We start from the raw sequence: 26,234 nt of genomic DNA on the forward strand, positions 1-26,234 counted from the left end.
CAGTCATCTGATTGATGCGGCAATTGTTCGGTTTTTTTATATTTGAGCCGTTTTAAGCAAGGGTCTATTCAGACATGGCAGAAAAAGAAAATACCAAAAGGAACCGGCGCGAGGAGATTTTGCAGGCGTTAGCGCAGATGCTGCAATCCAGCGATGGCAGCCAGCGTATTACGACGGCAAAACTTGCCGCCAGTGTCGGGGTCTCTGAGGCAGCACTTTACCGCCATTTTCCCAGCAAAACGCGGATGTTTGATAGCTTAATCGAGTTCATCGAGGACAGTTTGATCTCCCGTATTAACCTGATTTTGCAGGATGAAAAGGAAACGCTAAATAGGCTTCGTCTCATTCTGCTTCTGGTGCTTGGCTTTGCCGAACGTAATCCGGGCCTGACTCGCATTATGACCGGGCATGCGCTCATGTTTGAACAAGACCGCCTGCAAGGCCGAATCAATCAGTTGTTCGAGCGTATTGAAGTTCAGCTTCGTCAGGTGCTGCGCGAGAAGAAAATGCGTGAAGGCAGTGGTTTCGAGACAGACGAAACCCTGTTGGCCAGCCAACTTTTGGCGGTTTGCGAAGGGTTACTGTCACGGTTTGTGCGTTCTGAATTCAAATATCGCCCAACGCAGGATTTCGATACCCGCTGGCCATTGATAGCTGCACAGCTGCTGTAAGCCTGTCTCACGTTTCTTGAAAGAATGACAGAACGCAAAAAAGGGCCGAAGGCCCTTTTATTTTTATCGCGTCAACGACGTTTATCAGATGCCGTACTGCTGACGATAGGCGCGAACCGCGGCCAGGTGATCGGCCATCTCGGTTTTTTCTTCAAGATAATCAATCAAATCAGCCAGAGTAATGATTGAGATGACCTTGCAGCCATAGTCACGCTCAACTTCCTGAATGGCCGAGATATCCGCACGACCGCGTTCCTGACGGTCAAGAGAAATCAGCACACCCGCAAGCGTAGCCTGATTGGCATTAATGATTTCCATCGATTCACGAATTGCGGTGCCTGCGGTTATCACGTCATCGACCAGCATGACTTTACCCTGCAACGGACTGCCGACCAGCGTGCCGCCTTCGCCGTGGTCTTTCGCTTCTTTGCGGTTGAAGCAGTAAGGCACATCGCGCTCGTGCTGTTCCGCCAGTGCAACCACCGTGGTAGTCGCGATCGGAATACCTTTATAAGCCGGGCCAAAGACCAGGTCGAAGTCGATACCCGAGTCGATCAGCGCTTCGGCATAAAAACGTCCCAGTAAAGCCAGGTCGCGACCGGTATTGAACAGGCCTGCATTGAAGAAGTACGGGCTGACACGGCCAGATTTCAGGGTGAATTCGCCGAATTTCAAAACCTGTTTGTTCAATGCAAACTCAATAAACTGGCGCTGATAGGCTTTCATGGGGACTTTTCCTCGTGTGTTCTTAATTTATTAAATTTATCTCATTGCACCCACTCACTACGTGGATATCAATATAAAAAAGGCGACTTATAAAGTCGCCTAAATCATTAACTTTCCAGAACCGCTTTCTGCGCCTGGAAGATAGTGTCGATACCCCCACGGGCGAGGGCCAGCAAACTCAACAGCTCTTCATGGCTGAACGGTTCACCTTCTGCGGTGCCCTGCACTTCAATCATGCGGCCATCTTCCATCATGACGACATTCATGTCGGTTTCAGCGGCGGAATCTTCTACATATTCCAAATCACACAGTGCTTCGCCTTTAACGATACCCACAGAAACCGCCGCAACCAGACCTTTCATCGGGTTGGCTTTCAGTTTGCCTGCCGCGACCAGCGCGTTAAGGGCATCGGCCAGCGCTACGCAAGCGCCTGAAATGGAAGCAGTACGGGTGCCGCCATCGGCCTGCAAGACGTCGCAGTCCAGCGTGATGGTGAACTCACCCAGTTTTTTCAAATCAACGGCGGCGCGCAGTGAGCGGGCAATCAGGCGCTGAATCTCCAAAGTACGGCCGCCCTGCTTGCCTTTCGCCGCTTCACGCGGGTTACGGCTATGCGTAGAACGCGGCAGCATGCCGTATTCGGCCGTGATCCAACCTTGACCCTGGCCTTTCAGAAAGCGTGGAACCCCTTCTTCAACCGTCGCGGTGCAAAGGACTTTGGTATCACCAAATTCAACCAAAACAGAACCTTCAGCGTGTTTTGTGTAGTTTCTGGTCAGGGTTAGGGGGCGCACTTGTTGTGCATTTCGGCCTGCTGGACGCATGGGGGTTGTTCTCCGGCTCGCAAATCATAGTTGGCTGCGCATTATACGGGCTTAGTGAGGTAATGCCTATCATGACGGGTTCAGCGAAGCTATAATCCTTTCATCTTTACATTAACAGGTACACAGACATGATCCGTAGTATGACCGCTTATGCCCGACGTGAAATAAAGGGTAACTGGGGCAGCGCAGCGTGGGAACTTCGCTCCGTCAACCAACGTTATCTTGAAACCTATATCCGTCTGCCCGAGCAGTTTCGCAGTCTGGAGCCGGTTATTCGTGAACGAGTCCGCGCTCGACTGACTCGCGGCAAGGTTGAATGCAACCTGCGTTTTGACCTCGACCCAAGTGCTCAAGGCACCTTGCAGCTCAATGAAAAACTGGCTAAACAGCTGGTCGAAGCGGCACAGTGGGTAAAAATGCAAAGTGACGAAGGTGAAATCGATCCGCTCGACGTGCTGCGTTGGCCGGGTGTGATGGTTGCCGAAGAACAAGATCTCGACGCCATCAGCAATGAACTGCTGGTCGCGCTCGACGGCGCGCTGGATGACTTTATTCTGGCTCGCGAAAGCGAAGGCGATTCCCTTAAAGCGCTTATCGAACAACGCCTCGACGGCGTAAGCGCCGAAGTGCTCAAAGTCCGCGCCCAGATGCCAAACGTCTTGCTGTGGCAGCGCGAGCGTCTAGTCAGCAAGCTTGAAGACGCGCAGGTTCAGCTTGAAAACAACCGTCTGGAGCAAGAACTGGTGCTGATGGCGCAACGCGTCGACGTCGCCGAAGAACTGGATCGCCTCGAAGCCCACGTGAAAGAGACCCATAAAATCCTCAAAAAACCGGAAGCCGTTGGCCGCCGTCTGGACTTTATGATGCAGGAATTCAACCGAGAATCGAACACGCTGGCGTCGAAATCCATCAACTCAGACGTGACCACCTCCGCCATCGAGCTGAAGGTCCTTATCGAGCAAATGCGCGAGCAGATTCAGAATATCGAGTAATGTTGTTTGGGTATCGTGAAGTTGTGTAGAAGCCCGCTTAGGCGGGCTTTTTAATGCCAGATATCAAAGCTTCTCTGTAAATTGCTTCGACCTCATTGAATCGATGAGCTTTCTGCAATCGAGTCAGGGTCGTAAATCTTAGGGAATTGAGGATCGGCCGATGAGGAACGCCGAGAATTGGTTTGCTCAATGTTAATGCTGCTCCAAGATGGAAAAGATAATACAACTCTTCCGAATCTGAGCTTTTCCCAGCCTGTTCCACAGTAATTTGTGATCTTCTTACGAGCGTAACTTTATTAACAGGCCAAATTCTTTCGATTTGTTTTGTGGTCGAATCCGTTAAAGACGTACCAGCTAATGCAAGGAAACGGATTTCATCCACAACATGAGACTCGTACTTTTGCAAAAAGGTATCCTTTTTTAGGTGATACCAACGAAAATCCCCTGAGTTAAATGCCGCCATATAGGAAGCATGTCGCCCGCTCATTCCCCCTAACGCTGCCGTCATTAATAAGTCGGGGTACAATATTTGCTTCATACCGTAATGAGGAATACGTGCAGGGTTGCTCGTTAACAGCTTTTCCTGTAATTCTTGTGCTGCATAAGCTGACTCTGTAACACCGAGTTGTTTTTTTAAAAAGTCTATTAACCACTTCCGCCCTGAACGACGCTTTTCACCTTCAATACTTTCATCAGGAAGCATCGCAAATGCTCCAATCCCTACATCTTCAATTGCATCATGGTAAGGATTGTTTTCGATTTTTTGATCGAAATAGCCTGGATAAAGAGCAAATGCACCAAAGATAGGGCGAGTTTTCTTCGAAACTGATGAGCTAAGGGCATTGAATTGATTTGTGGTGCAAATTAGTGCATCGCGATAACGGTGCATTTGGTTGATAGCATCGTCTGGCACAAAATCTATTTTTTGGATATCTGAATTATCAAACCTATCGCTTTTCGTTTTGATACGGTATTTTGCATCAAATAGCCAGATGCACTTTTTTCCTTCAGGGAAAATAATTTCAAGTAGAATGTCTGGACGTTGCGTTACCAAATAGGAACGAATTATTTTACCTTTTGGAAAAAATATAGGCTCATGAGCTAGCCTAGCCTTTAATCCATCTTGACGTGTAAATTCAAATGCGCCGGAAAACCCATCCTTTAATTGATATTCCATGTAATCGTTAGTTTCTAACGTCTTTTTACTTACACTGACATCTCTAAAACCTAATTCATCGATTAGGATTTCTCGTAAGGTTAAAAAGCACCACACTTCATAAATTTCAGCGACGGATTTCATTGATACCGTGGCTTGATGAGCAAAAATATCAAGGTAGAATTTCAATTGCTGCCAAATGCGGTAAACAGTGCTGTATCCCGTCTTTTGCTGCAAAACCAACGACTCTCGAGTATGACCATTAAATGCCCCAACCTCGCGTAAAAAATTTTGGTTCTGCATTTTTGTGAGGGGAATCTGCCAACTCGCAATTTCTTCTAGAAACTGTGTTGAAAGGCGTTGCTTGTCTGGAGACTGATTTGCTTGTTGAAGCTTATGATGGAAGTCCTCCAAGCTCGCTTTACTATGCTGAACGACCATTTTGATAAAACGGTTTTCAGGCGTATCGACGCTTAAAAATTTCTTTTCCGTGTAATAGCTTTTGTCTTTTTGACCGCCACGAATATCTTCTCTAATACGTTCCGTTAAGCGATAAGAAAGTTTGCCTTTTAGACGATCCGCTTTGCTATGGCCTGCGTGACTTTGTAGGCGATTATGGGGAGCTTGAGCAATAACTTTAAGACTTTCTTCAAGCTTTATACGAAGCGCCGTGAAATTTGCCAGCCATAATAGGGGAAAATTGCCGCGTCTTTTACTTTGAGCGGAATCCTGCTCTGTCCTCTCGGCTAAACTAAACCGCCATAGCGGATATGCCTTATCAATCGATTGATACATCGCAGCAAGATCACTGTGTAGATCCATTTTTGTTGGTAATACTTCGAACGACATCGTTAATTCGTGTAACTGACCCGCCACCTCATAAAATAGAGGTAATTTAAGCCAACCAACGTCATTGCCAGTATTTAATGTTCCGACCAACCTTGGCGGACTATTCCCTTTTCCACGAGTAAAACGGAAACCTTCGTTTATAGAATGTAAGCGGTGAGCGATTTGGGCTTGCTCAACTTCTGGAGCGTTAAAAATCCACTCCATCTGATACTGTACGTTTTCAAAAAATAATGGCCTTGATGTTTGAAACGTAGAAATCTTCTTTAGCTCTCCGTCTATATACTCTACCGCAGAGGCTTGCCCTTCAACGAGGACGTCACTGGTAAGAGTTAACTCGGGTGAAAAACGAATTTCACTGCCTGACTCTTCATATTTACCGCGTTTATCTAAAGTCGTTTCATAAACTTGCTGACGTTTAATGATATTGCTGCACCACATTGAGAATTCAAAATGTTCAGTCTTTATGTTCAGTAAATCTAACATTCATCCCTCTCGTTCTATGGCCAGAAACTTGTGAAGCCCAAAGCCAGCCGCTTTTGCATCCATTCAAGTTTAGCTTTACTGCGGCAAGGTATGAAAATGACTTTGTTTAGTCCTTCGAGCTGTTCACGATGCAGATCTGGTCTTGTTTCGAGATACCAGATTTCACTGAACTGTGATCCCAATAATTGAGTCAGCTCCAGCAAGAGAGAATCGTGACCTTTTTTACCCTGCAGTTTGTCCGCATCACCTTCAATTCGAGGTAAAACCTTACACATTAAAAAATCATCCCAGACAGCTTGAAGTTCAGACCCGCTTTTTGGTTGATGACTTATTATACTAAGAAGCAGTTCATTCAATGCTCTAAACGCCAGTTTAAATGGGGAATCACTGAGCACCTGATTTACAGCCGTTAGGAAAGCTATACTTTTTGCCCCATCCTGATCTATTGCAGGCAGCTTGTCTTTACTAGATTTTGCATTAGACCATATAGGATATGAAAAAACCTTCGGTGCAGACTGCGGAGAGAAATACTCTTCATAATTATTTGGGAAGTATTCGCCAAAATCGTAACTCAGTGCCCTATCAATGACTTTCCTTGAGAATCCGTGAGTAGTTTCATCCATATTGACTGTACCTGCGACAATCAAATTAAAGGGGATACCGATACCGTAGGTCTGGAAATAGTGCCAAAGAGGATCAAACTGGGTCTCAGCCAATCCCAAAGTTAGGCGAATTTTCTGTTGCCCAACTGTAGACAGCGTATTAATAACATTTGCGGTTAATAAAGCATCTGTGTCGTACATGAAATTATCGCCTGACCACTGCCAATCTCGCGTTTCTAACACAGAAAGATAGTCAGCGAAATACTGCTCGACCGGGGCTAAATTCATTTCATCAAGGCAAAGCCAAAACGGACGAATTTTATCGAGATGATTTCGATTACCCTCAAATGTGCGGCTCGAAAAATCGACACCTGCCCGCGTTATTTCAATCCATGACTTAACAATAAATTGCAGCACTTCGGTAGTAACATATTCACTGTCGCCACTTAAGCGCGAGGTATAACCCAGTAAATCCGAAGGCTCGTGCCAGTCTGGACGCACCGAAATTAGGCAGTACGTTTCTCCTAATTCACCAGTGGGATTACTTGCCTTCGCTTGCTGACGAACGAATCGAGTTTTACCCGTACCTGAAATACCAGCAAGAAGTAGAAAAGGTTTAGATAGTGAGGTTAAATCAGCAACGTTGACTAAGCTCTCTTCCATTATTGGACTCTCCGGCAACCAGCTAATATTTTCAATCTGCTTGTAAAACTCTAAGAGGGTTTCGAGATCTTGCTGGAGCTTATCATCAGAAGGGATATTATTCACATCGTAATATTTGGCGGTGATATTCGACTTTTCATAGGACTGCCCCAATGATGTTGTGGCCTTTAAGTCAATATCCTTTATTCCCCACTCTTTTAAACCTGGGATCAGAGCTAAAACTTTATCCTTTATTTGGCTTGCTTGTAATTCAGCTGCTACCTTGCCCAATTTTTTTGTAGGATTTGTTGTTCCTTGAGCTAAAGATAAATAAAAACCTGAGCCATCCGCGTTAAAGAGATAAACCGGATAAATCCCTTCTTGGGTTGTGTTGGTAATTTTTGGATTGAGGATTGATAGCCAAGAACGTTGGCCCAATTTCCAGCACCGACGCTGGCTTTCACCTCATAAAGTGGATCGAATGCTTTTACGATAGCGGCAATTTTCGCACAAAAATCTTGGCGGAACAGGGTAGCCGTTGGGTGTGCAGTAAAAGGTTCTTTACTGGCCTGCACCCAGCCCTGCATAAAGTCCTGTAAAATTTTTTGCAATTGCATTCTTTCCTCCACCAAAAAATGTCTATAAGCAGAATGAAAAATATTGAATACATCTACTTAAAACAAAAATTTATCGATATTTGAGCAGCTATTTATGATATGCGGTTTATAAACTTTTACAACCTACCAAATCCCTTGTCATCCAAGTCATAATGTAGACAAATAAATATGAGACTTACTCACTCTTTACCTACCATTTGTCAGTTTTCCTCCACGCCGTGAGGATACCGTACTGAGTTGTAACGGCGTGTGTAAAAGGCGGTGTTGAGATTGACGGCGGGCGGTTTAGGTCTTATATCAGTCGGGAGAGTTTGTATTAGTCTGAAGTTTGACCCCTGAGGGGAATGAAATGAAAAAGCTTGCTGCATCACTATTAACCCTGAGCCTGCTGACTCCTACGCTGGCAATGGCGCACGGAGGCGGTGGTGGTCACGGTGGACCTGGATTCAACTTCTTGCCTGAGGCTGCTGCGGCCGTGGTGATTGGTGGGTTGACCTACTGGGCGTTGAACGGAAATTACTATCAGAAACAAGGCGATCAATACGTTGAAGTGAACGCGCCACCTCGTGACGATGGCCCACCGCCGCCACCGCCAGAGGAAGAAGATGAATATGATTCTGCGCCGCCTGACCTCGCACCGATGGATTACCACGGCGAGCGTTTCTATGTCAGCCACGGCCATTACTACAAGCGCGACCCATCGGGTCAATATTACGAAGTCCCACGCCCATACGGCCTTTAAGTGCCCTACTCTCTTCATGAAGCAGCAGGCTCAATGCCTGCTGTTTTTTTATGGTCCTCATGATGACTCACTTCAATAGACCGAAATCTAGCGTGAAACGGGCGGGACTTTTTCGCGATCGCCGAGAGACGCAGGCAGTTTAACTTTGAAGATTTTATAAGGTCGTTGTACGAGATCTTTACCATTCGGACCGCGGTTATAGGCCAGTCTGGCGGTCTGCGGACACGGAATGTAAAGCTCGCGCTGATGGGTAATAAACAGCGCATCGGGGCCCCAAATCCTGTCGTCTTCAACAATAACCTTCAAATCGCCTTCTGGCGTCAGCAGGGTAATTCTAGGCCGCTGCGCTTCAGCCATATAAATATTGCCCTGCGTGTCTATCGCCGTGCCCGAAAGTGCAGGTGTATCATAGACATACTCCACTTCTTCGCCGAGGGCCTGGTTCGCTACGTTTCTCATCACGCAATGAGGCAGTCGGCACGCGGTAAAGCGGGCCTGAAAGGGGCTGATAGTATAACCATTTGCCGTCTGGGCTTAGCTCGAGCGGATCGGAGTTGACTATTTTCGGGCTGCCGTCTTCTTTCTGCATTACGGTGCCGGTTTCGTCCAGCGCGGGGCGTTCGACATTGGCTTTTACGGAAGGGTGAGCGGCCAATCGCCGAATGGATGTTCCCGTTTTTAAATCGGTAATGATAATGGCGCCAAGACCGGAGTCTGTGAAATAGGCGTGTTGTGCATCAAGCCGCAGGTCATTGATATTGCCGCCCTTGGGCAGAACCTGTTCATTGAAGGTGATCCTCTTCAATAGCTTGCCGCTTGTAATATCAAATTGCAGGATCTTTTGTGCATCGCGAGGAAGTTTGGGATCACCCTGATCGACTACCCAGAGCGTGTCGTCATCAAAGATATGCACGGTATTGACCATCACAAAGGCGTCTTCGCCTGACTGACCAGACTGCCACGCGTTCCAGCTTCCGCCGGGAAAAGGGTTCAGTGAGCCATCAGGCAGAAGCTCGGCGACGGAGGGGTATCTTCGTTCGTCGGCCAACGCGGCAGGCCGACAAAGGTTCGCCCGGATTGGCTAACGGTAACGGCATTGGCCAGCCATTTCAGGCTCGCAACCTGTTGCAGCTCAGGACCCAGCCCTTTACTCAACCCATAATCCGTGGCTTTCATGGCTGCCTGCGCCAAATTATTGCCCAGCAATGCCGCCGCTGCCGTGGAAATAAGCGAAGCCTTGCAGAAATTTCTCCTGTTCATTATTTTCCCTCTTGTCGGGTAAAACCGTTCGTGCAAAGTCTGAATTTTTATTTCAAAAACTCTACGAGTGAAAAATAATTATAATTAAGGATGAGGATCATGCAGAAAAAAGCCCGAATTAACGGGCTTTTAGAGAAGAGAAGGGAGAATTACGCTTCCCAGCGTTTCAACAATACGCAGGCATTTACGCCGCCAAAACCGAAGCCGTTGGACAGGGCATAGGTGATTTCATGGGGCTGCGCTTTATTACCGATGATGTTCAAACCTTCGGCTGCCGGGTCTTTGTTGTCCAGATTCAGCGTAGGCGGAACGATTTGGTCGCGAACGGCCAGCACGGTAAAGATGGTTTCCAGACCGCCAGCCGCACCCAGCAAGTGACCAGTCGCAGATTTGGTGGAGGTCACTGCCAGTTTGTCGCCGGTGCCAAACAGGTTTTTGATGGCATTGATTTCGCCCAGATCGCCGACCGGTGTTGAGGTCGCGTGCGCGTTCAGGTGGTCAACCTGTTCTGGTTTGATCCCGCCCTGACGCAGTGCAATTTTCATGGCACGACCTGCGCCGTTGCCGTCTTCGGCACCGGACGTCATGTGGTAGGCATCGCCGCTTGTGCCGTAACCGATAATTTCGGCCAACGGTTTCGCGCCGCGTGCCAGCGCGTGTTCCAGCTCTTCAATAACCAGCATGCCTGCGCCTTCGCCCATGACGAAGCCGTCGCGCGCGCTGTCGAATGGACGCGAGGCTTGCTCTGGACTCTCTTCATGACCCGTCGACATGGCTTTCGCCGCTGCGAAGCTTGCGAGCGTCACGGTATCGATCGTCGCTTCGGCTCCGCCGCACAGGGCAACATCGGCTTCGTCGTTACGAATCAGACGAACAGCATCGCCGATGGCCTGTACACCCGCCGCACAGGCGGTAACTGGCGCACCAATTGGGCCTTTGAACTGATGCTTGATTGAAACCTGGCCCGCTGCCAGATTCACCAGGAAGGAAGGAATAGTGAACGGAGACAGACGCTTAGGACCACGAGTGTCGTTGGTTCTTACGGCATTGGCAATCGCCGGGAAGCCGCCGATACCGGAACCGATAACGGTTGCAGAACGTTCCTGCTGTTCTGCGGTTTCGGCTTTCCAGCCCGATTCGGCAATGGCTTTATCAGCCGCCGCCATGGCGAACAGAATGAAGCGGTCCATTTTTTCTGGTCTTTCGGCAACACATAATGGTCTGCGTCAAAACCAGACTCAGGATCCTGTTCCACAGTTTGAACCTGACCACCGATTTTAACGGTCAGGGTTTCGCTGATTTCGGTTGGCAGCACACGGATACCAGACTGACCGGCTAGCAGTCGTTTCCAGATAGTATCGATGTCACAACCGAGCGGGCTCACCGCCCCCATGCCAGTAATTACTACGCGACGATGAGTCATATTAATTCCTCTGCGGACCATTCCGCTTAAGTAAGGATGTGAATTACACATCTTTTTTATCAGTCGGATTATTTTGTCAGACTGCGTAAAACCAAATTCGTGATGACGATAACCCGCTCTTTCAGCTGCTCGGGCGTTTTCTCTTCAAGCATTAGCGGATGTGAGAAGGGGGTCATCACGCTGGCGATAGCCATGCAGACCTCCTCGAGCGGCGTTTCGGATTCGAACTCACCGGAATCTCGTCCGTCAATGATGACCTGTTTCAAAATCCCGTAGAGCGCAACCCGATGATTCTTGGCCGAATCCCAATGATTTGAAACGGCGACAGCAGCAATGTCATGCAGTTTACGTTCTTCAAAAAACAGCGCCAGACTTTTGGTCAGCAGAGACGAGAACAGCTCGCGCAAACGGGCAGCGGCACTCTGGTTACTGGCCGCGATGTCTCTCAAGGCATCATCAATCTGCCCAAGAGAATGGCTGCAAACCGCCTCACCTATAGCCTGCTTGGACTCGAAAAACTTGTAAACATAAGCACTTGAAACGCCGATGGCTTTTGCCAGATCGGCCACGGAGGTTTTTGAATAACCATAGTGGCGGAAATGGTCAAGTGCGGCACAGATAATCTGCTCTCGGCGCTCATGCAAAGCGGGACCACGCTGGGGCAGTACAACCGGCTTTTCGGATTTCATGAAGCTCTCCAGGCAAATACATCAGCTATATCTAGCTTAGGTTAACAGGTGACAAATATACACATTCGTTACCTGAATGGAACACCTATGTTTATTCGCTCAAGAGTTTACGGGCGTAAAAGAGAAGGAATTATCGTTTTTGGAATGAAAATTAATTAATGCGAGCACTGACCTAAAAATCAACAAGCAGCACTTTATGGCGGGGTAAATCAACGATAAAGATTATATAAACTAATCCGACACACACCTGAGCAGAAAAATTCAGTCGAGAGACCAGGCAAAGCTCATTACCCTACATTGAGAAAATCCCCGCAGAATGTCGATTGGCGAAACTTATGTTGCTTACTGTTCTTTATATTATTGGAATTACGGCGGAAGGCATGACCGGCGCGCTGGCCGCTGGCCGTCGGAAAATGGACGTTTTTGGCGTCATTATTATCGCCTGCGCCACGGCGATTGGTGGCGGGACTGTACGCGACATGGTACTGGGTCATTATCCCCTAGGCTGGGTCAAACATCCGCAGTACATCTTGATTGTCGCCGCCGCCGCGATTCTGACGACCTGGTTAGCGCCGTTAATGAAGCATCTACGCAAACTGTTTTTGGTGCTCGATGCCTTGGGTCTGGTCGTATTCTCGATTATCGGGACACAAATAGCGCTCGATGCCGGTCATGGGCCGTTGATCGCCTCGATTGCTGCCGTAATTACCGGCGTGTTTGGCGGTGTGCTGCGCGACATGCTGTGCAACCAGATCCCGCTGGTGTTCCAGAAAGAGATTTATGGCGGCATATCCTTTGCGGCGGCCTGGCTTTACATCGTTTTGCAGTACTTCGCGGTACCGCAAAATATGGTGGTGATTATTACTCTGCTGGCCGGGTTTGTGGCTCGCCTACTGGCGCTGCGCTTTAAACTGGGTCTGCCAGTATTTAATTATCCCGATTCGGATCACTGAGCGATTCTTCAGGGCTGTCGGATTGCGTGAATGCCGGCAGCCGCTCTTTAACGAGAATATCAAACATCGCGATAACCTCGGGATGCTGCATAAAACGCTGAATCTGTCTCGCGCGCTTCTCGCCTACGCCCCTTACCTTCTGCCACTGCTCCCTGGTCATCGCATTAAGTTGCGACCAGTCAAGGGATTCAATTTTTGCCAAACCGGCGGTGGGGAAACCTAGTGCCGAAATCCATCGCCGCAAACTCTGTTGTCGCGCAAGCTGCATTTCGGCAAAGAGTTTTTTCACCTGCTTTTCCCCAAGAGTAGGCACGGTATTGAGTTGGGCTTCGGTAAGTGAAAGCCAACTTACTAAAGAAGAAACAAGATGGGCATCCAGCAGTTTCTTCCAGGTTTCGGGGCCAAGACCACGAATCTGTAATGCCTGGGGTCCGCTAAGCCACACCAGTCGTGACAAATACTGTGCTCGGCAAGAAGTGTCAGGCGTAAAGCAGGTAAACGCATCAAACTTCCCTGCTTTATCCGCCAGCACTTTCTCGCGAACCGCGACGCGCCAGACTACGTCGTCCAGCCGGGGGATCCCTTGTCCCGCAAGGCTGACTGCCACCCGGTCACCAATATTAATATCCCATTCTGCCAAATTTTCAGGTGATCCTATACTGACGCGGGTGACCTTTTTGTCATCGATCATGACGGGCTGGAGCCTTAACACCACCGCCTGTTTCCCGCTTCTTCCGACAGTCGTGTCAATTCCTATCACGTCAGTGAGTTTGCGCACGGCGGGATATTTCCACGCTATTGCCCAATTCGCGGGTCGATTGCGCCAGTATCGTCCTTCCGGTTCGGCCTGCTGGCGAATAACAATACCGTCGGTGGCAAAGGGCAAGGCGTGGCGATACCAGAACTCACGCCACTGCGCTGCCTGCGTAAAGGTAGAGACCGGTTGGGTAAATTCGGCAGTAAGTGGAAAGCCCAAGTCTTTGAGCCGTTCCAGTCGGGCAGTCATGGTCGGCGGGCCATCAGGCCATTCCCAAACAAAAAGGCCGATAGACGGCATGACAGAGTGCGAGGTGCGGCGCATCATTGCTCCCGCTACCGTCGAGCGCGCATTGACACCGCCAGCCACATTCTGCCGATGACCGTTCATCATGAGAAACAGCTCTCCTTGCAGTATCAGTTGCTCGGCGTTGTCTGGAATGTGTTGAGGGATTGCAAAGATGGCCCTGGCTTTTGATGTCCAGTCCTGACCGCGAACACCATCGCCCCGGCTTAACAATGAAACCAGCTGGCCACGTCGATAAACCAAGGTAACGGCGATACCATCGACTTTTGGCTGTACCCAGAGGTCGGGTTTGCCCTTCATCCAGCCTGCAACGTCCTCTGCGGTCGCGAGTTTTTTAGACCGGTATGGGAGACGGGATGACGCGAAGTTGCCGACCCTGCAGGCGGTAGCACTTCGCCCTGTGATTTTCCGGCGCAACGTAGCCAACTGCGTTGTTTTTCACGCAGGCTATCGTAAACCGCATCATCTACAAGGCTCTCCCCTCTCGAATGATAGGCAAGGTCCCAGCCTTCAAGCTTTACCGATAGCCGGGCGATTTCCTGTTCAAGACGGGCCGCTTGCCATGAAGGGCACTGGCTATTTTGGAGAGAAACTTTTTCTGTTTCGCTCTTGGCCGGTAAGGAAGTCAGAATAATAAAAAACAGCAATAAATAGCGCATGACGATTCTCCTCGTTGCGGCTATTCAATGCGCTTTTAATCGAGTCATCCAGCGGGGAAATACGCTTTTCCGCGAATCCTCGACAAGTTAATCAAGGTTTGCATAATTGCCGTTATTTATTGGAATAAGCCTCGCAAAGAGGTCAACTTGGGCTGTTTTATCCTGATTACTTGCGTTGAAATGTATTGGAACGCTGCACCCCAAGCGGTGAACGTGTATACTGTGCCGAAGATCACTCTTCTGTATTTCCATTTCAACCCAATCAGCTGAAACGTCAACATGGTCCAAGGCACGCTATATATTGTCTCCGCCCCCAGTGGAGCAGGTAAATCAAGCCTGATTCAGGCTTTACTAAAAACTCAACCGCTCTACGACACGCAGGTTTCGATTTCTCACACTACTCGTCAAGTACGACCTGGTGAGAAACACGGCGAGCACTACTTCTTTGTTTCCAAGGAAGAGTTCTGCGAGATGATCGAGCATGATGACTTTTTAGAACACGCAGAGGTTTTCGGTAACTATTACGGCACCTCACGTAAAGCCATTGAACAGGTTTTATCAACGGGCGTAGATGTGTTTCTGGACATCGACTGGCAGGGCGCGAAGCAGATTCGCCAGCGCATGCCGTATGCACGCAGCATTTTCGTGCTGCCGCCGTCGAAAGACGAACTTGACCGCCGCCTGCGCGGACGCGGTCAGGACAGCGAAGAAGTCATTGCCAAACGTATGGCGCAGGCCGTGGCCGAAATGACGCACTACGCCGAGTACGACTATTTAATTGTGAATGATGATTTTGACCTGGCCTTGTCAGACCTTAAAACCATTATTCGTGCAGAACGTCTCCGTCTGGGCCGTCAAAAGCTCCGTCATGACGGATTAATCACCAAACTATTGGCAGACTGAAGTCACTTTCAGTATTATGCCCAGTCTTTCGTCACCCTGTGGAGTAGCACATATATGGCACGCGTAACTGTTCAAGACGCTGTAGAAAAAATTGGTAACCGTTTTGACCTGGTGTTGGTGGCTGCTCGTCGCGCACGCCAGCTGCAATCTGGTGGTAAAGATCCACTGGTCGCTGAAGAAAACGACAAGTTTACCGTTATTGCCCTGCGTGAAATCGAAGAAGGTCTGATTACAAACCAGATCCTCGACGCGCGCGATCGTCAGGAGCAAAAAGACCAGGAAGCTAACGAGATTCAAGCGGTTACTGCTATCGCTGAAGGCCGTCGTCCTACTTAATTAGCGGGTCTACCTTGTACATCTTTGAAAGCCTGAATCAGCTGATTCAAAAATACCTGCCAGAGGACCAGATCAAGCGCCTCGTGCAGGCATACCTCGTCGCGCGGGACGCGCACGAGGGTCAGACACGCTCAAGTGGTGAGCCCTACATTACTCACCCGGTAGCCGTGGCCTGCATATTAGCTGAAATGAGACTCGACCACGAAACGTTGATGGCGGCGCTGCTGCATGACGTTATCGAAGACACGCCGGCCACCTACCAGGACATGGAGCAGTTGTTTGGTAAAAGCGTTGCCGAACTGGTTGAAGGTGTTTCAAAGCTGGACAAGCTGAAATTCCGCGACAAGAAAGAAGCCCAGGCGGAGAACTTCCGCAAGATGATCATGGCGATGGTGCAAGACATCCGCGTCATTTTGATCAAACTGGCTGACCGTACCCATAATATGCGCACGCTGGGCTCGCTTCGCCCGGACAAACGTCGCCGCATTGCCCGTGAAACGCTGGAGATTTACAGTCCTCTGGCGCACAGGCTGGGTATTCATCACCTTAAAACCGAGCTTGAAGAGCTGGGCTTTGAGGCGCTGTACCCCAATCGATATCGTGTTATCAAGGAAGTGGTGAAAGCCGCGCGTGGTAACCGTAAAGAGATGATTCAAAAGATCCTCTCCGAGATTGAGGGTCGTCTGACCGAAGCCGGCATTCAGTGTCGGGTCAGCGGACGTGAAAAACACCTCTATTCGATTTACCTGAAGATGCACCTGAAAGAACAACGTTTCCATTCGATTATGGATATCTACGCGTTTCGGGTGATCGTGAAAGAATTTGATACCTGCTATCGCGTTCTGGGTCAGGCGCACAGCCTTTACAAGCCTCGTCCGGGGCGGGTTAAAGACTATATCGCCATTCCAAAAGCCAACGGCTATCAGTCTCTGCATACCTCGTTAATCGGGCCTCACGGCGTGCCGGTAGAAGTACAGATCCGTACCGAAGATATGGATCAGATGGCAGAGATGGGGGTCGCGGCGCACTGGGCCTATAAAGAGAACGGCGAGAGCAACGGCACGACGGCGCAAATCCGCGCCCAGCGTTGGTTGCAGAGTCTGCTTGAACTCCAGCAGAGCGCAGGTAACTCGTTCGAATTCATCGAGAGCGTCAAATCCGACCTCTTCCCTGATGAAATCTACGTCTTTACACCGGAAGGTCGCATTGTCGAGCTGCCTGCCGGTGCTACGCCGGTCGATTTTGCCTATGCCGTGCATACCGATATCGGCCATGCCTGCGTGGGCGCGCGCGTCGACAGACAGCCTTATCCGCTCTCGCAGCCTCTGACCAGCGGTCAGACCATCGAAATCATTACTGCACCTGGCGCACGTCCGAATGCGGCATGGCTAAACTTCGTGGTCAGTTCGCGGGCGCGGGCAAAAATCCGCCAGATGCTGAAAAACCTCAAACGTGACGACTCGGTTTCACTCGGTCGCCGTCTGTTGAATCACGCACTGGGCAGCGGGCGTAAACTCGCCGACCTGCCACCGGAGAATATCAAGAAAGAACTCGATCGCATGAGGCTTCACGCGATGGACGACCTGCTGGCCGAAATCGGTCTCGGGAATGCCATGAGCCTGGTGGTTGCCAAAAACCTGATGGGCGATCAGTCCTCGATGGCGACGTCGGGTTCACGCAATCTGCCTATCAAAGGCGCAGACGGCGTGCTGATTACCTTTGCGAAATGCTGTCGACCGATTCCGGGTGACCCGATCATTGCCCACGTCAGTCCGGGTAAAGGTCTGGTGGTTCACCATGAATCCTGCCGCAACATCCGTGGTTACCAGAAAGAGCCGGAGAAGTTTATGGCTGTGGAATGGGATAACCAGGAAACCGAGCAGGAGTTTATCGCCGAGATCAAGGTTGATATGTTCAACCATCAGGGCGGTCTGGCCAATCTGACGGCGGCAATCAATGCAGCCCAGTCGAACATCCAGAGCCTGAGCAGCGAAGAGAAAGACGGCCGCGTCTACAGCGCGATTATTCGCCTGAGCACCCGTGACCGTGTTCATCTGGCCAACATCATGCGCAAGATTCGCATCATGCCGGATGTTATTAAAGTCACCCGTAACAGAAACTGATCCCATGACTCCCGAACGTTATGCGCGCATTCAAGAAATGCTGGCGGCTCGCCAACCTGACCTGACCGTGTGTATGGAACAGGTACACAAGCCGCATAACGTGTCGGCGGTGATTCGCACAGCCGATGCCGTGGGCGTCAATGAGGTTCACGCCGTCTGGCCCACCAGCAAGATGCGCACGCAGGGCTCTTTTGCGGCGGGCGCCAACAGCTGGGTTCAGGTCAAAACGCACAAAACCATTCAGGAAGCCGTCGCCAAAATGAAGGCGATGGGTATGCAGGTTCTGGCGACCAATCTCTCTGAAAAAGCGGTCGATTTTCGCGAGATTGATTACACGCGTCCCACCTGTATTCTGCTGGGTCAGGAAAAAACCGGCATTACGCCGGAAGCCCTGGCTCTTGCCGACAGCGATATCATTATTCCGATGGTCGGCATGGTGCAATCGCTGAACGTGTCCGTGGCCTCCGCACTGATCCTTTACGAAGCCCAACGTCAGCGCCAAAACGCCGGCATGTATACGCGCAAAACCAGCCTGCTCAAAGAGAAGGAGCAACAGCGCCTGCTGTTTGAAGGCGGCTATCCGGTGCTGGCAAACGTTGCGCTGCGCAAAAAGCTCCCCGCCCACTGATTGACGACACCGGTAATATTGTTGCCGATGACGCATGGTGGGCCGCAATGCAAATGACGGTTGCCAGATGAAGGGCCGCCTGCTGGATGCCGTCCCGCTGACGTCTTTGACCGGCGTTGGCGCAAGTCAGGCGGAAAAGCTCGCAAAAATCGGCCTCGAAACCATTCAGGATCTGCTCCTTCATTTACCTTTGCGTTATGAAGACCGCACCCGTCTCTATGCCATAAACGATCTGCTTCCCAATATTTTCGCCACTGTCGAAGGTGAAGTTCTGCGCACGGATATAAGCTTTGGCCGTCGTCGTATGCTGACCTGCCAGATAAGTGACGGCACCGGCCTGCTGACGCTGCGTTTCTTCAACTTCAATGCGGCGATGAAAAACAGCCTGGCACCCGGCCGCCGCGTTACGGCGTACGGCGAGATAAAGCGCGGCACGATTGGCGCAGAGATTATTCATCCCGAATATCGGGTGCAGGGCGAGAACAGCGAGGTGGTTTTACAGGAATCCCTGACGCCGGTTTATCCTACGACAGAAGGTATTCGTCAGGCCACGCTGCGCAAGCTTACCGATCAGGCGCTGGCATTGCTGGATACCCAGCCTATCGCCGAGCTTTTGCCGCAGGAACTCAGCCGTTCGCTTATCTCGCTGTCGCAGGCGCTGCACCTTTTACATCGTCCGCCGCCCGACATGCAGCTCGAAGACCTCGAAAAGGGTCAACATCCTGCGCAGCGCCGACTGATCATGGAAGAGTTGCTGGCGCATAATCTCAGCATGCTGGCGGTTCGAGCCGGTACGCAGAGTTATAAAGCGCTGCCGCTGGTGAAAGATCATCATCTGATCGATGCCTTCCTGGCTTCGCTGCCCTTCAGCCCGACCGGGGCGCAGAAACGCGTTGTCGATGAAATTGAACACGACCTTGCGCAAGGGTATCCGATGATGCGTCTGGTGCAGGGCGATGTCGGCTCGGGCAAGACACTGGTCGCCGCGCTGGCGGCGCTTTGCGCGATTGCGCAGGGCAAGCAGGTTGGCCTGATGGCCCCGACCGAGCTACTCGCCGAACAGCATGCCAATAACTTCCGCCAGTGGTTTGAACCCCTGGGTATTCAGGTCGGCTGGCTTGCCGGAAAACAGAAAGGCAAGGCGCGGATTGCGCAGCAAGAGGCGATTGCCAGCGGACAAGTGTCGATGATTGTCGGCACGCACGCTATCTTCCAGGAACAGATTCAATTCTCGGCGCTTGCGCTGGTGATTATCGACGAGCAGCACCGTTTTGGTGTCCACCAGCGTCTGGCGCTGTGGGAAAAGGGCAAGCAGCAGGGCTTCCATCCGCATCAGCTGATCATGACCGCCACCCCGATTCCGCGCACCCTGGCAATGACCGCCTATGCCGATCTCGATACCTCCGTCATCGACGAACTGCCGCCGGGTCGAACGCCGGTCACCACCGTTGCCATTCCCGATACGCGCCGCAACGACATCATCCAGCGGGTGAAAAGCGCCTGCATGGACGAAAATCGTCAGGCCTACTGGGTCTGTACGTTGATTGAAGAGTCGGAAATGCTCGAAGCGCAGGCGGCGGAAGCGACTTGGGAAGGGCTTAAGCTGGCGCTGCCCGAGCTTAACATCGGACTGGTTCATGGCCGCATGAAGGCGCAGGAAAAACAGGCGGTTATGGAAGCGTTCAAACAGGGCGAGATTAAGCTGCTGGTCGCCACCACCGTTATCGAAGTCGGCGTGGATGTTCCGAACGCCAGTCTGATGATTATCGAAAACCCCGAGCGCCTGGGTCTGGCACAGCTGCACCAGTTGCGTGGACGCGTAGGCCGTGGCGCTGTCGCCTCCCACTGCGTCCTGCTCTATAAAACACCGCTCAGCAAAACTGCGCAAAAGCGCTTGCAGGTTTTACGCGACAGCAACGACGGCTTTGTGATTGCCCAGCAGGATCTCGAAATCCGTGGTCCGGGCGAGCTATTGGGTACGCGCCAAACAGGCAGCGCCGAGTTCAAGGTCGCCGACCTGCTGCGCGATCAGGCCATGATCCCCGAGGTTCAGCGCGTTGCGCGTCACCTTCATCAGCAATATCCCGAGCACGCGCGGGCGCTTATCGAGCGCTGGCTGCCGGAACGGGTTCGTTACACCAACGCGTAATCTCTCTGTTCGACATATCTTCCCGTTTTCCTGCTTCCTCTGACCTTTTGCATGCCCCCTGTTGCCGATAATGGCCTGAAAATGCTGGCGGCAAACGATTGCTTTTACCCCTGATATCATGAAAAATGCCCGCTTTGTGGCTTAATGGGGGTGCCAAAACAATGCCTACACAATCTGCCGAGCCAGAAGCTCAGCACTCAGCGCCGGAAACGACGCGCAGCAGTGAACTAATTTATCGACTGGAAGATCGCCCGCCGTTGCCCCAAACGCTGTTTGCGGCCGGTCAGCATCTGCTGGCCATGTTTGTGGCGGTCATCACTCCCGCACTGCTGATTTGTCAGGCATTGGGCCTGCCAGCGCAGGATACGCAGCACATTATCAGCATGTCGCTGTTCGCCTCCGGTCTGGCGTCCATTTTGCAGATTAAAACCTGGGGTCCGGTGGGTTCCGGTCTGCTGTCGATTCAGGGCACCAGCTTCAACTTCGTCGCCCCACTAATTATGGGCGGCATGGCGCTGAAAAATGGCGGTGCCGATGTGCCGACCATGATGGCCGCGCTATTCGGTACGCTGATGGTCGCGTCCTGCACCGAAATCCTGCTGTCGCGCGTGCTACATCTGGCTCGCCGCGTCATTACTCCGCTGGTTTCCGGCATTGTGGTGATGATTATCGGGCTGTCGCTGATTCAGGTCGGGTTGACCTCCATTGGCGGCGGTTATGCGGCAATGAGCGACCACACCTTTGGCTCGCCGAAAAACCTGCTGCTGGCCGCCGTGGTGCTGGTGGTGATTATTCTGCTAAACCGTCAGCGCAATCCGTATCTGCGCGTGGCCTCGCTGGTCATTGCAATGGCCGTGGGCTATGTCGTCGCCTGGGCGATGGGCATGTTGCCTGCCTCGACGCCCGCTGCAACCCCTCACCTTATCAACATTCCTACGCCGCTCTACTATGGTCTGGGTTTCGACTGGAATCTGCTGGTGCCGCTGATGCTTATCTTTATGGTGACGTCGCTTGAAACCATCGGCGATATCACCGCAACCTCCGACGTTTCCGAGCAGCCGGTCAGTGGCCCTGTCTATATGAAGCGTATCAAGGGTGGCGTGCTGGCGAACGGCTTGAACTCCCTGCTTTCGGCGGTGTTCAACACCTTCCCGAACTCCTGTTTTGGTCAGAACAACGGCGTGATTCAGCTGACCGGTGTTGCCAGCCGCTATGTCGGTTTTGTCGTGGCGCTGATGCTTATCGTGCTGGGGCTGTTCCCGGCGGTAGCAGGCTTTGTGCAGCACATTCCCGAGCCGGTTCTGGGCGGGGCGACTATCGTGATGTTCGGCACCATTGCTGCATCGGGCGTACGCATTGTTTCGCGCGAGCGTCTTAACCGTCGTGCCATCATGATCATGGCGCTGTCGCTGGCCGTCGGCATGGGCGTTTCACAACAGCCGCTTATTCTGCAATTTGCACCGGACTGGCTCAAAACGCTGCTCTCTTCCGGCATCGCGGCGGGCGGGATCACCGCAATCGTGTTGAATCTTGTGTTCCCGCGCGAACCTTAAACGCAATCTTGCTTAAACAACGGCGACGGGTTATTCCCCTCGCCGTTTTTTATTGCCGTCAACATGGTAACCTGTTGAGAACGGCTGCTGATTACGGCATAAACAACATAACGGTTTCAACGGATATGGATTCAGACGATGAAATTTCTCGGTAGATTGCTGCTGACAATACTTCTGTTGTTGGTTTTGGTGCTGGTCATTGTGTACGTATTTATCCAGACCCGCTGGGCCGCTGGCTCGATTAGCCGCTGGGTAACCGACAACAGCGAGTATCGCCTGTCTATCGATGCCATCAGCCACAGCTGGTCATCCCCTTCCCGGCTGACGCTGTCCGGTGTGAAATTCGCCGAAAAAATCAGCCTGATGTACTCGATGCCAAAGAGGTCGACCTCGACCTGAGCTGGGCGCAAATCACCGAGCCGCACACCTTTGACCGCGTCGTGCTGGTTAACGGCAACCTTAATCTTTCGCCTCAAACGCTGAATCTGCCTCTAAAGGCCAATACGTTGCAATTGAGCAATATCGCGCTCAGTGGCGCACTTGAACAGTGGAAAGTCGACGGTAAAAACGTCAATGCCGGAATATCGCCCTGGCAGCCGACCGCGAATGCCGTGCTGGGCAACAATGCCCAGTTTCAGCTCAGTGCCGACACGCTGTCGCTCGACGACATTCCTGCCACCAATGTGCTGATTCAGGGCCGAATCGATAATCGGCAGCTGATGCTGGGCAACTTCGGGGCCGACCTGGCGCGGGGACAACTGACCGGCAAAGCCAGCCGCAGCGCGGACGGCGACTGGACGCTGGATAACCTGCGCCTGAGCAATGTCAGGCTGCAAAGCGCCCAACCGCTCGAAACTTTCTGGCAGGAGTTTATCAAACTGCCGAAGGTGGATATCAAGCGTCTGGATCTCATTGACGCCCGTTTGCAGGGGCAAAACTGGTCGGTCAGCGATCTGGATTTAACCGTCACCGATGTCACCCTGCAAAAAGGCGACTGGCAGAGCGCCGACGGTCAGCTGTCGCTCAACGCCACCGATATGATTAACGGCAATCTGCACTTTATCGATCCCAACCTTAATCTCGACCTTTCACCGCAGGGCGTCGCGATTCGCCAGTTCGGCACGCGCTGGGAAGGCGGTTTGCTGCGTGCATCCGGCAACTGGACCCGTGCATCGCGTAATCTCGAACTCGACCAGCTCAGCGTGGCGGCGCTGGAGTACACGCTGCCGGAAAACTGGCGTCAGCTGTGGCTCGATACACTGCCCGACTGGCTGTCCGATGTGTCCGTGACAAAATTTACGGCCAACCGCAATCTGATCATCGATATCTCGCCCGATTCCCCTTTCCAGATAACCGGCCTCGACGGTTTCGGCACCCAACTCAAGCTGGCGCGCGATCATCAGTGGGGGATCTGGTCGGGAAAACTGAATCTGAACGCCAGCGATGCAACCTTTATTCGCAATGATGTGCGCCGACCTTCTCTGGCGCTGGAGGCCAGCGACGACGCCATTACTATTACAGAGCTTAGCGCCTTTACCAAAGAGGGACTGCTTGAAGCCACTGCCAAAGTCAGCCAGCAGCCTCAGCGCGACTTCTCTGTCTCGCTGACGGGACGCGCCGTTCCGGCCAACGAATTGCAGAATTGGGGATGGTCGGCGCTGCCCATTGAAGGCAACGCCAATATGCAGTTGACGCTGAAAGGCCAGATGCCCGCTCATGTCGATTTCAGGCCGACACTTAACGGATCGTTGCGCGCCACCGGCAACGAGGGCAAAGAGATTCATCAGCAGATAAATAACGGCGTGGTGAGTGAGGCTCCCTAGGGATGTCAGGCCTCGAAGGGGAGAGGCCTACGGGATGCGCGAATAATCGGGTTGCACAACGTCATGAACAACGAACCTTTCAGTTTATGGAAGGTTCAAGCGGCGCATTGGGAGAGGCCGGAAGCACCAGATAGGTCCCTTCAAATATTGCGCCTTCACCCTCTTCGCCCATCAACTTTACCTCCAGCTGCACGCGGGCTTTGCGCCCTTTCGCCAGACGATCCAGATCACCGCTGATGGAGCTGAGATCGGCAATCGCCCGCGGGCGGCCGGTCACAGGTGAGCTATAGCGGATATGGGCGTCGGCCAGCACGATGGTGCCGCCCAGATGCCGCTCGCGCAGCAGCAGCCAGATCAATCCCCAGCCGGTCAGGGTCGCCAGCGAAAACAGGCTGCCCGCGAATAACGTATGGTGAGGATTCTGGTTGCCCGTCTCGGGCATGGTGGTCACAAAACGCTGGCCGGTGTACTGACTGATGCGCACACCCATCTTTTCACTGAGCGGGATATGGTCATACCACGCCTGCTGAAGCTGACCGCACCAGTCGGGGCGGTGCAGGATATCGTCCAGCGTTTCGACCGGTTTTATCATTAAAAAGTGTCGCACCGGCGTACTTTGCGGCGTTGTTATCTCACCCTGATTGATAAAGCCGAGCTTGGCAAAGAATTCGACGGCGTCTTCACGCGCGCTACACACTACACGCTTTACCCCTTCCTGACGCGCGACAGACTCCAGCGTCATGGCGACCAGCGTACCCAGCCCTTTGGCCTGCACGTTGGGGTCGACCGCCAGAAAGCGAATCGAGGCTTCGTTATCGGCATTGATATACAGCCTTCCGACGGCAACGGGTTTACCGTGTTCATCGACCACCATTTGATGGTGAGCCATGGCATCGTAGGCATCACGCTCTGAACCTTCCGGCTGATGCAGAGGCTTGCGCAGCATTTCCCAACGGAATTGATAATAGGCGGCCAGGTTTCGATTCGGTTACAGGCACTCTCAGGTGATACATAGATACTTTCTCTCTCTGGCATTGCGCCGTTGCGTCAGACCTGCAACCAGAAGGTTACGGGTCCATCATTAACCAAAGCCACTTTCATGTCGGCAGCAAAACGCCCGGTTTCGGTAGGAATGCCTTTTTCGCGGCACTGACCGGTAAAATACTGATAAAGTCTGTCGGCCTCGGCGGGCGCAGCGCCCTTTGAAAAACTCGGGCGCATTCCCTTTTGTGTGTCGGCGACCAGCGTAAATTGCGACACCACCAGCAGGCTGCCGCCAGCCTGGGTGACATTCAGGTTCATCTTGTCATCGCTGTCGCCGAAAATGCGGTATCCGGCGACCTTGTCGCAGAGCTTTTTGGCTTTTTGTTCGTCATCACCCTGCTCCACGCCCAGCAAAACCAGCAGTCCCGGACCGATTTCACCGCAGATTTCGCCCTCTACGGTGACGCTCGCCTCTAAAACTCGTTGTATTAACGCAATCATAAAACTCTACTTCTCCAGCGGCGCGGACTCTTCGACGGCAGCCTGTTCTTGTTGTTTGGCGCGAAACTCCCCAAGTGTGACGGTAATTTCGGCACCCAATAGTACGATACACCAGCTGATATAGACCCATAAAAATAAAATCGGGATCACGGCAAGCACACCATAAATCAGCTGATAGGACGGAAACAACTGCACATAAAGCGCAAAGCCCTTTTTGCCCAGTTCAAACAGCGCACCGGCGACCAGCGCTCCAATCAGCGCATCTTTGGTCGGCACGCTGGCCGTCGGCACTGCCAGATACAGCAACCAGAAGGAGATCCACGAGATAAGCAGCGGCAACACGCGCAGCGCGCGATCGACCACGGCATGCAATCCGTTGAGACTCAACCAGTTAAGCGACAGCAGATAAGAACTTATCGCTACGCTTGCCACCAGCAGAATCGGCCCGAGCGTCAGAACCATCCAGTAAACCGCCAGCGAGAAGACGAGAGGCCGCTGGGTATGACTGCGCCAAATCTTGTTCAATACGCTGTCGACCGAGGCTATCAGCAGCAGCGAGGTCACAATCAGCCCAATCGTGCCCACGGCGGTCATCTTGCTGGAGTTGGAAACAAACTGCTCGAGATAGCGTTGAATGATATCGCCAGTCGCGGGCATGAAATTGGTCAGAATAAAGCTCTTTAGCTGCACGCTAATGTCGGAGAACACCGGAAAAAGCGTAAACAGGGAAAAGACGACGGCGATGAGCGGTACCAGCGAAAGCAAAGAGACATAGGCCAGATGGCCCGCCAACAAGGTTAATCCATCGTTGTCGGCGCGCCAATAAAGCATCTTGCTAAAACGAAAGGCACACTTCAGCTTGGGATGGAGCCTCGACATTGTT

General features: G+C 51.9%; 22 protein-coding genes and 4 pseudogenes. 11 read left to right on the forward strand and 15 right to left on the reverse strand.

The window, feature by feature from the left end; genetic code table 11:
• The first annotated feature begins 74 nt into the window (after positions 1 to 74).
• Positions 75 to 671 (forward strand): nucleoid occlusion factor SlmA, encoded by a 597-nt coding sequence (gene slmA / locus O1V66_RS16875; RefSeq protein WP_045049664.1) that lies wholly within the window; start codon positions 75 to 77, stop codon positions 669 to 671.
• A gap of 84 nt (positions 672 to 755) precedes the next feature.
• Here the strand turns inward: slmA and pyrE are convergent, their stop codons facing one another.
• Together pyrE and rph are read right to left on the reverse strand one after the other, a co-directional pair.
• The gene (pyrE, locus tag O1V66_RS16880; protein ID WP_045049665.1) at positions 756 to 1,397 is read right to left on the reverse strand and encodes an orotate phosphoribosyltransferase; all 642 of its coding nucleotides are present in this window, start codon (positions 1,395 to 1,397) and stop codon (positions 756 to 758) included.
• A 107-nt stretch (positions 1,398 to 1,504) separates the two neighbouring features.
• Positions 1,505 to 2,221: a ribonuclease PH gene (rph, locus tag O1V66_RS16885; RefSeq protein ID WP_045049666.1), complete on the reverse strand. Its 717-nt coding sequence runs from the start codon at positions 2,219 to 2,221 to the stop codon at positions 1,505 to 1,507.
• Positions 2,222 to 2,349: 128 nt separating this feature from the next.
• On the opposite strand from rph, the gene O1V66_RS16890 reads away from it, so the two are divergent.
• Positions 2,350 to 3,213: a YicC/YloC family endoribonuclease gene (locus O1V66_RS16890; RefSeq protein ID WP_045049667.1), complete on the forward strand. Its 864-nt coding sequence runs from the start codon at positions 2,350 to 2,352 to the stop codon at positions 3,211 to 3,213.
• A 37-nt stretch (positions 3,214 to 3,250) separates the two neighbouring features.
• On the opposite strand, the gene O1V66_RS16895 is transcribed toward O1V66_RS16890, so the two are convergent.
• From O1V66_RS16895 to O1V66_RS16905, 3 genes are read right to left on the reverse strand one after another with little or no spacing between them, the layout of a single operon-like run.
• Entirely contained in the window at positions 3,251 to 5,701 is a 2,451-nt protein-coding gene (locus O1V66_RS16895; RefSeq protein ID WP_045049668.1) for a restriction endonuclease-like protein, read from the reverse strand.
• Positions 5,702 to 5,715: 14 nt separating this feature from the next.
• Entirely contained in the window at positions 5,716 to 7,383 is a 1,668-nt protein-coding gene (locus O1V66_RS16900) for an MrcB family domain-containing protein (protein WP_269127909.1), read from the reverse strand.
• The gene (locus O1V66_RS16905) at positions 7,266 to 7,562 is read right to left on the reverse strand and encodes an MrcB family domain-containing protein (RefSeq protein WP_269127910.1); all 297 of its coding nucleotides are present in this window, start codon (positions 7,560 to 7,562) and stop codon (positions 7,266 to 7,268) included. The genes O1V66_RS16900 and O1V66_RS16905 overlap by 118 nt, the downstream gene beginning before the upstream one ends.
• A 349-nt stretch (positions 7,563 to 7,911) precedes the next feature.
• On the opposite strand from O1V66_RS16905, the gene O1V66_RS16910 reads away from it, so the two are divergent.
• Complete coding sequence (locus tag O1V66_RS16910; protein ID WP_045049670.1) at positions 7,912 to 8,304, forward strand: hypothetical protein; 393 nt, start codon at positions 7,912 to 7,914, stop codon at positions 8,302 to 8,304.
• Positions 8,305 to 8,391: 87 nt separating this feature from the next.
• On the opposite strand, the gene O1V66_RS16915 is transcribed toward O1V66_RS16910, so the two are convergent.
• The 5 genes and pseudogenes from O1V66_RS16915 to O1V66_RS16935 all read right to left on the reverse strand — a co-directional run bounded on the left by O1V66_RS16915 (position 8,392) and on the right by O1V66_RS16935 (position 11,676).
• The gene (locus tag O1V66_RS16915) at positions 8,392 to 8,727 is read right to left on the reverse strand and encodes a hypothetical protein (RefSeq protein WP_269127911.1); all 336 of its coding nucleotides are present in this window, start codon (positions 8,725 to 8,727) and stop codon (positions 8,392 to 8,394) included.
• Positions 8,711 to 9,352, reverse strand: coding sequence for an L-dopachrome tautomerase-related protein (locus tag O1V66_RS16920; protein WP_269127912.1), 642 nt, complete (start codon positions 9,350 to 9,352; stop codon positions 8,711 to 8,713). The genes O1V66_RS16915 and O1V66_RS16920 overlap by 17 nt, the downstream gene beginning before the upstream one ends.
• Positions 9,295 to 9,564: a hypothetical protein gene (locus O1V66_RS16925; protein ID WP_269127913.1), complete on the reverse strand. Its 270-nt coding sequence runs from the start codon at positions 9,562 to 9,564 to the stop codon at positions 9,295 to 9,297. The genes O1V66_RS16920 and O1V66_RS16925 overlap by 58 nt, the downstream gene beginning before the upstream one ends.
• A gap of 149 nt (positions 9,565 to 9,713) precedes the next feature.
• Positions 9,714 to 10,987 (reverse strand): annotated as a pseudogene (gene fabF / locus O1V66_RS16930) (beta-ketoacyl-ACP synthase II).
• A gap of 68 nt (positions 10,988 to 11,055) precedes the next feature.
• On the reverse strand, positions 11,056 to 11,676 hold the full coding sequence (locus tag O1V66_RS16935; RefSeq protein ID WP_045049673.1) for a TetR/AcrR family transcriptional regulator: 621 nt from the start codon (positions 11,674 to 11,676) through the stop codon (positions 11,056 to 11,058).
• A 335-nt stretch (positions 11,677 to 12,011) separates the two neighbouring features.
• Here O1V66_RS16935 and O1V66_RS16940 point away from each other — a divergent pair, with 335 nt between their 5' ends.
• Positions 12,012 to 12,629, forward strand: a complete 618-nt coding sequence (locus O1V66_RS16940; RefSeq protein ID WP_045049674.1) for a trimeric intracellular cation channel family protein — start codon at positions 12,012 to 12,014, stop codon at positions 12,627 to 12,629.
• On the opposite strand, the gene ligB is transcribed toward O1V66_RS16940, so the two are convergent.
• Positions 12,604 to 13,992 (reverse strand): NAD-dependent DNA ligase LigB, encoded by a 1,389-nt coding sequence (gene ligB / locus O1V66_RS16945; RefSeq protein ID WP_269127914.1) that lies wholly within the window; start codon positions 13,990 to 13,992, stop codon positions 12,604 to 12,606. The genes O1V66_RS16940 and ligB overlap by 26 nt on opposite strands.
• The gene (locus tag O1V66_RS16950; RefSeq protein WP_269127915.1) at positions 13,989 to 14,351 is read right to left on the reverse strand and encodes a hypothetical protein; all 363 of its coding nucleotides are present in this window, start codon (positions 14,349 to 14,351) and stop codon (positions 13,989 to 13,991) included. Before O1V66_RS16950 ends, ligB begins: the two co-directional genes overlap by 4 nt.
• A gap of 279 nt (positions 14,352 to 14,630) precedes the next feature.
• On the opposite strand from O1V66_RS16950, the gene gmk reads away from it, so the two are divergent.
• From gmk to O1V66_RS16985, 7 genes and pseudogenes are all read left to right on the forward strand, one after another.
• Positions 14,631 to 15,254, forward strand: coding sequence for a guanylate kinase (gene gmk, locus O1V66_RS16955; RefSeq protein WP_045049675.1), 624 nt, complete (start codon positions 14,631 to 14,633; stop codon positions 15,252 to 15,254).
• A 54-nt stretch (positions 15,255 to 15,308) separates the two neighbouring features.
• A complete protein-coding gene (gene rpoZ, locus O1V66_RS16960) occupies positions 15,309 to 15,590 on the forward strand; it encodes a DNA-directed RNA polymerase subunit omega (RefSeq protein WP_045049676.1) in 282 nt (93 codons plus the stop codon).
• A 14-nt stretch (positions 15,591 to 15,604) separates the two neighbouring features.
• Positions 15,605 to 17,713 (forward strand): bifunctional GTP diphosphokinase/guanosine-3',5'-bis pyrophosphate 3'-pyrophosphohydrolase, encoded by a 2,109-nt coding sequence (spoT, locus tag O1V66_RS16965; protein WP_045049677.1) that lies wholly within the window; start codon positions 15,605 to 15,607, stop codon positions 17,711 to 17,713.
• Positions 17,714 to 17,717: 4 nt separating this feature from the next.
• A pseudogene (gene trmH / locus O1V66_RS16970) lies at positions 17,718 to 18,412 on the forward strand (tRNA (guanosine(18)-2'-O)-methyltransferase TrmH).
• Positions 18,409 to 20,490, forward strand: coding sequence for an ATP-dependent DNA helicase RecG (gene recG, locus O1V66_RS16975; RefSeq protein WP_045049679.1), 2,082 nt, complete (start codon positions 18,409 to 18,411; stop codon positions 20,488 to 20,490). The pseudogene trmH and the gene recG overlap by 4 nt, the downstream one beginning before the upstream one ends.
• A 161-nt stretch (positions 20,491 to 20,651) precedes the next feature.
• Positions 20,652 to 22,043 (forward strand): nucleobase:cation symporter-2 family protein, encoded by a 1,392-nt coding sequence (locus tag O1V66_RS16980; RefSeq protein ID WP_045049680.1) that lies wholly within the window; start codon positions 20,652 to 20,654, stop codon positions 22,041 to 22,043.
• Between the two features lie 138 nt (positions 22,044 to 22,181).
• Positions 22,182 to 23,866: pseudogene (locus O1V66_RS16985) on the forward strand (AsmA family protein).
• 79 nt (positions 23,867 to 23,945) lie between these two features.
• On the opposite strand, the pseudogene fabY reads toward O1V66_RS16985, so the two are convergent.
• From fabY to O1V66_RS17000, 3 genes and pseudogenes are all read right to left on the reverse strand, one after another.
• Positions 23,946 to 24,879, reverse strand: a pseudogene (gene fabY, locus O1V66_RS16990) (fatty acid biosynthesis protein FabY).
• A gap of 34 nt (positions 24,880 to 24,913) precedes the next feature.
• A complete protein-coding gene (gene dtd, locus O1V66_RS16995) occupies positions 24,914 to 25,351 on the reverse strand; it encodes a D-aminoacyl-tRNA deacylase (RefSeq protein WP_045049683.1) in 438 nt (145 codons plus the stop codon).
• 6 nt (positions 25,352 to 25,357) lie between these two features.
• Positions 25,358 to 26,230 (reverse strand): virulence factor BrkB family protein, encoded by an 873-nt coding sequence (locus tag O1V66_RS17000; protein WP_045049684.1) that lies wholly within the window; start codon positions 26,228 to 26,230, stop codon positions 25,358 to 25,360.
• Positions 26,231 to 26,234: the final 4 nt, after the last annotated feature.

It is taken from the genome of Rouxiella chamberiensis, assembly GCF_026967475.1.
In the GTDB taxonomy this organism is placed as follows: Bacteria; Pseudomonadota; Gammaproteobacteria; order Enterobacterales; family Enterobacteriaceae; genus Rouxiella; species Rouxiella chamberiensis.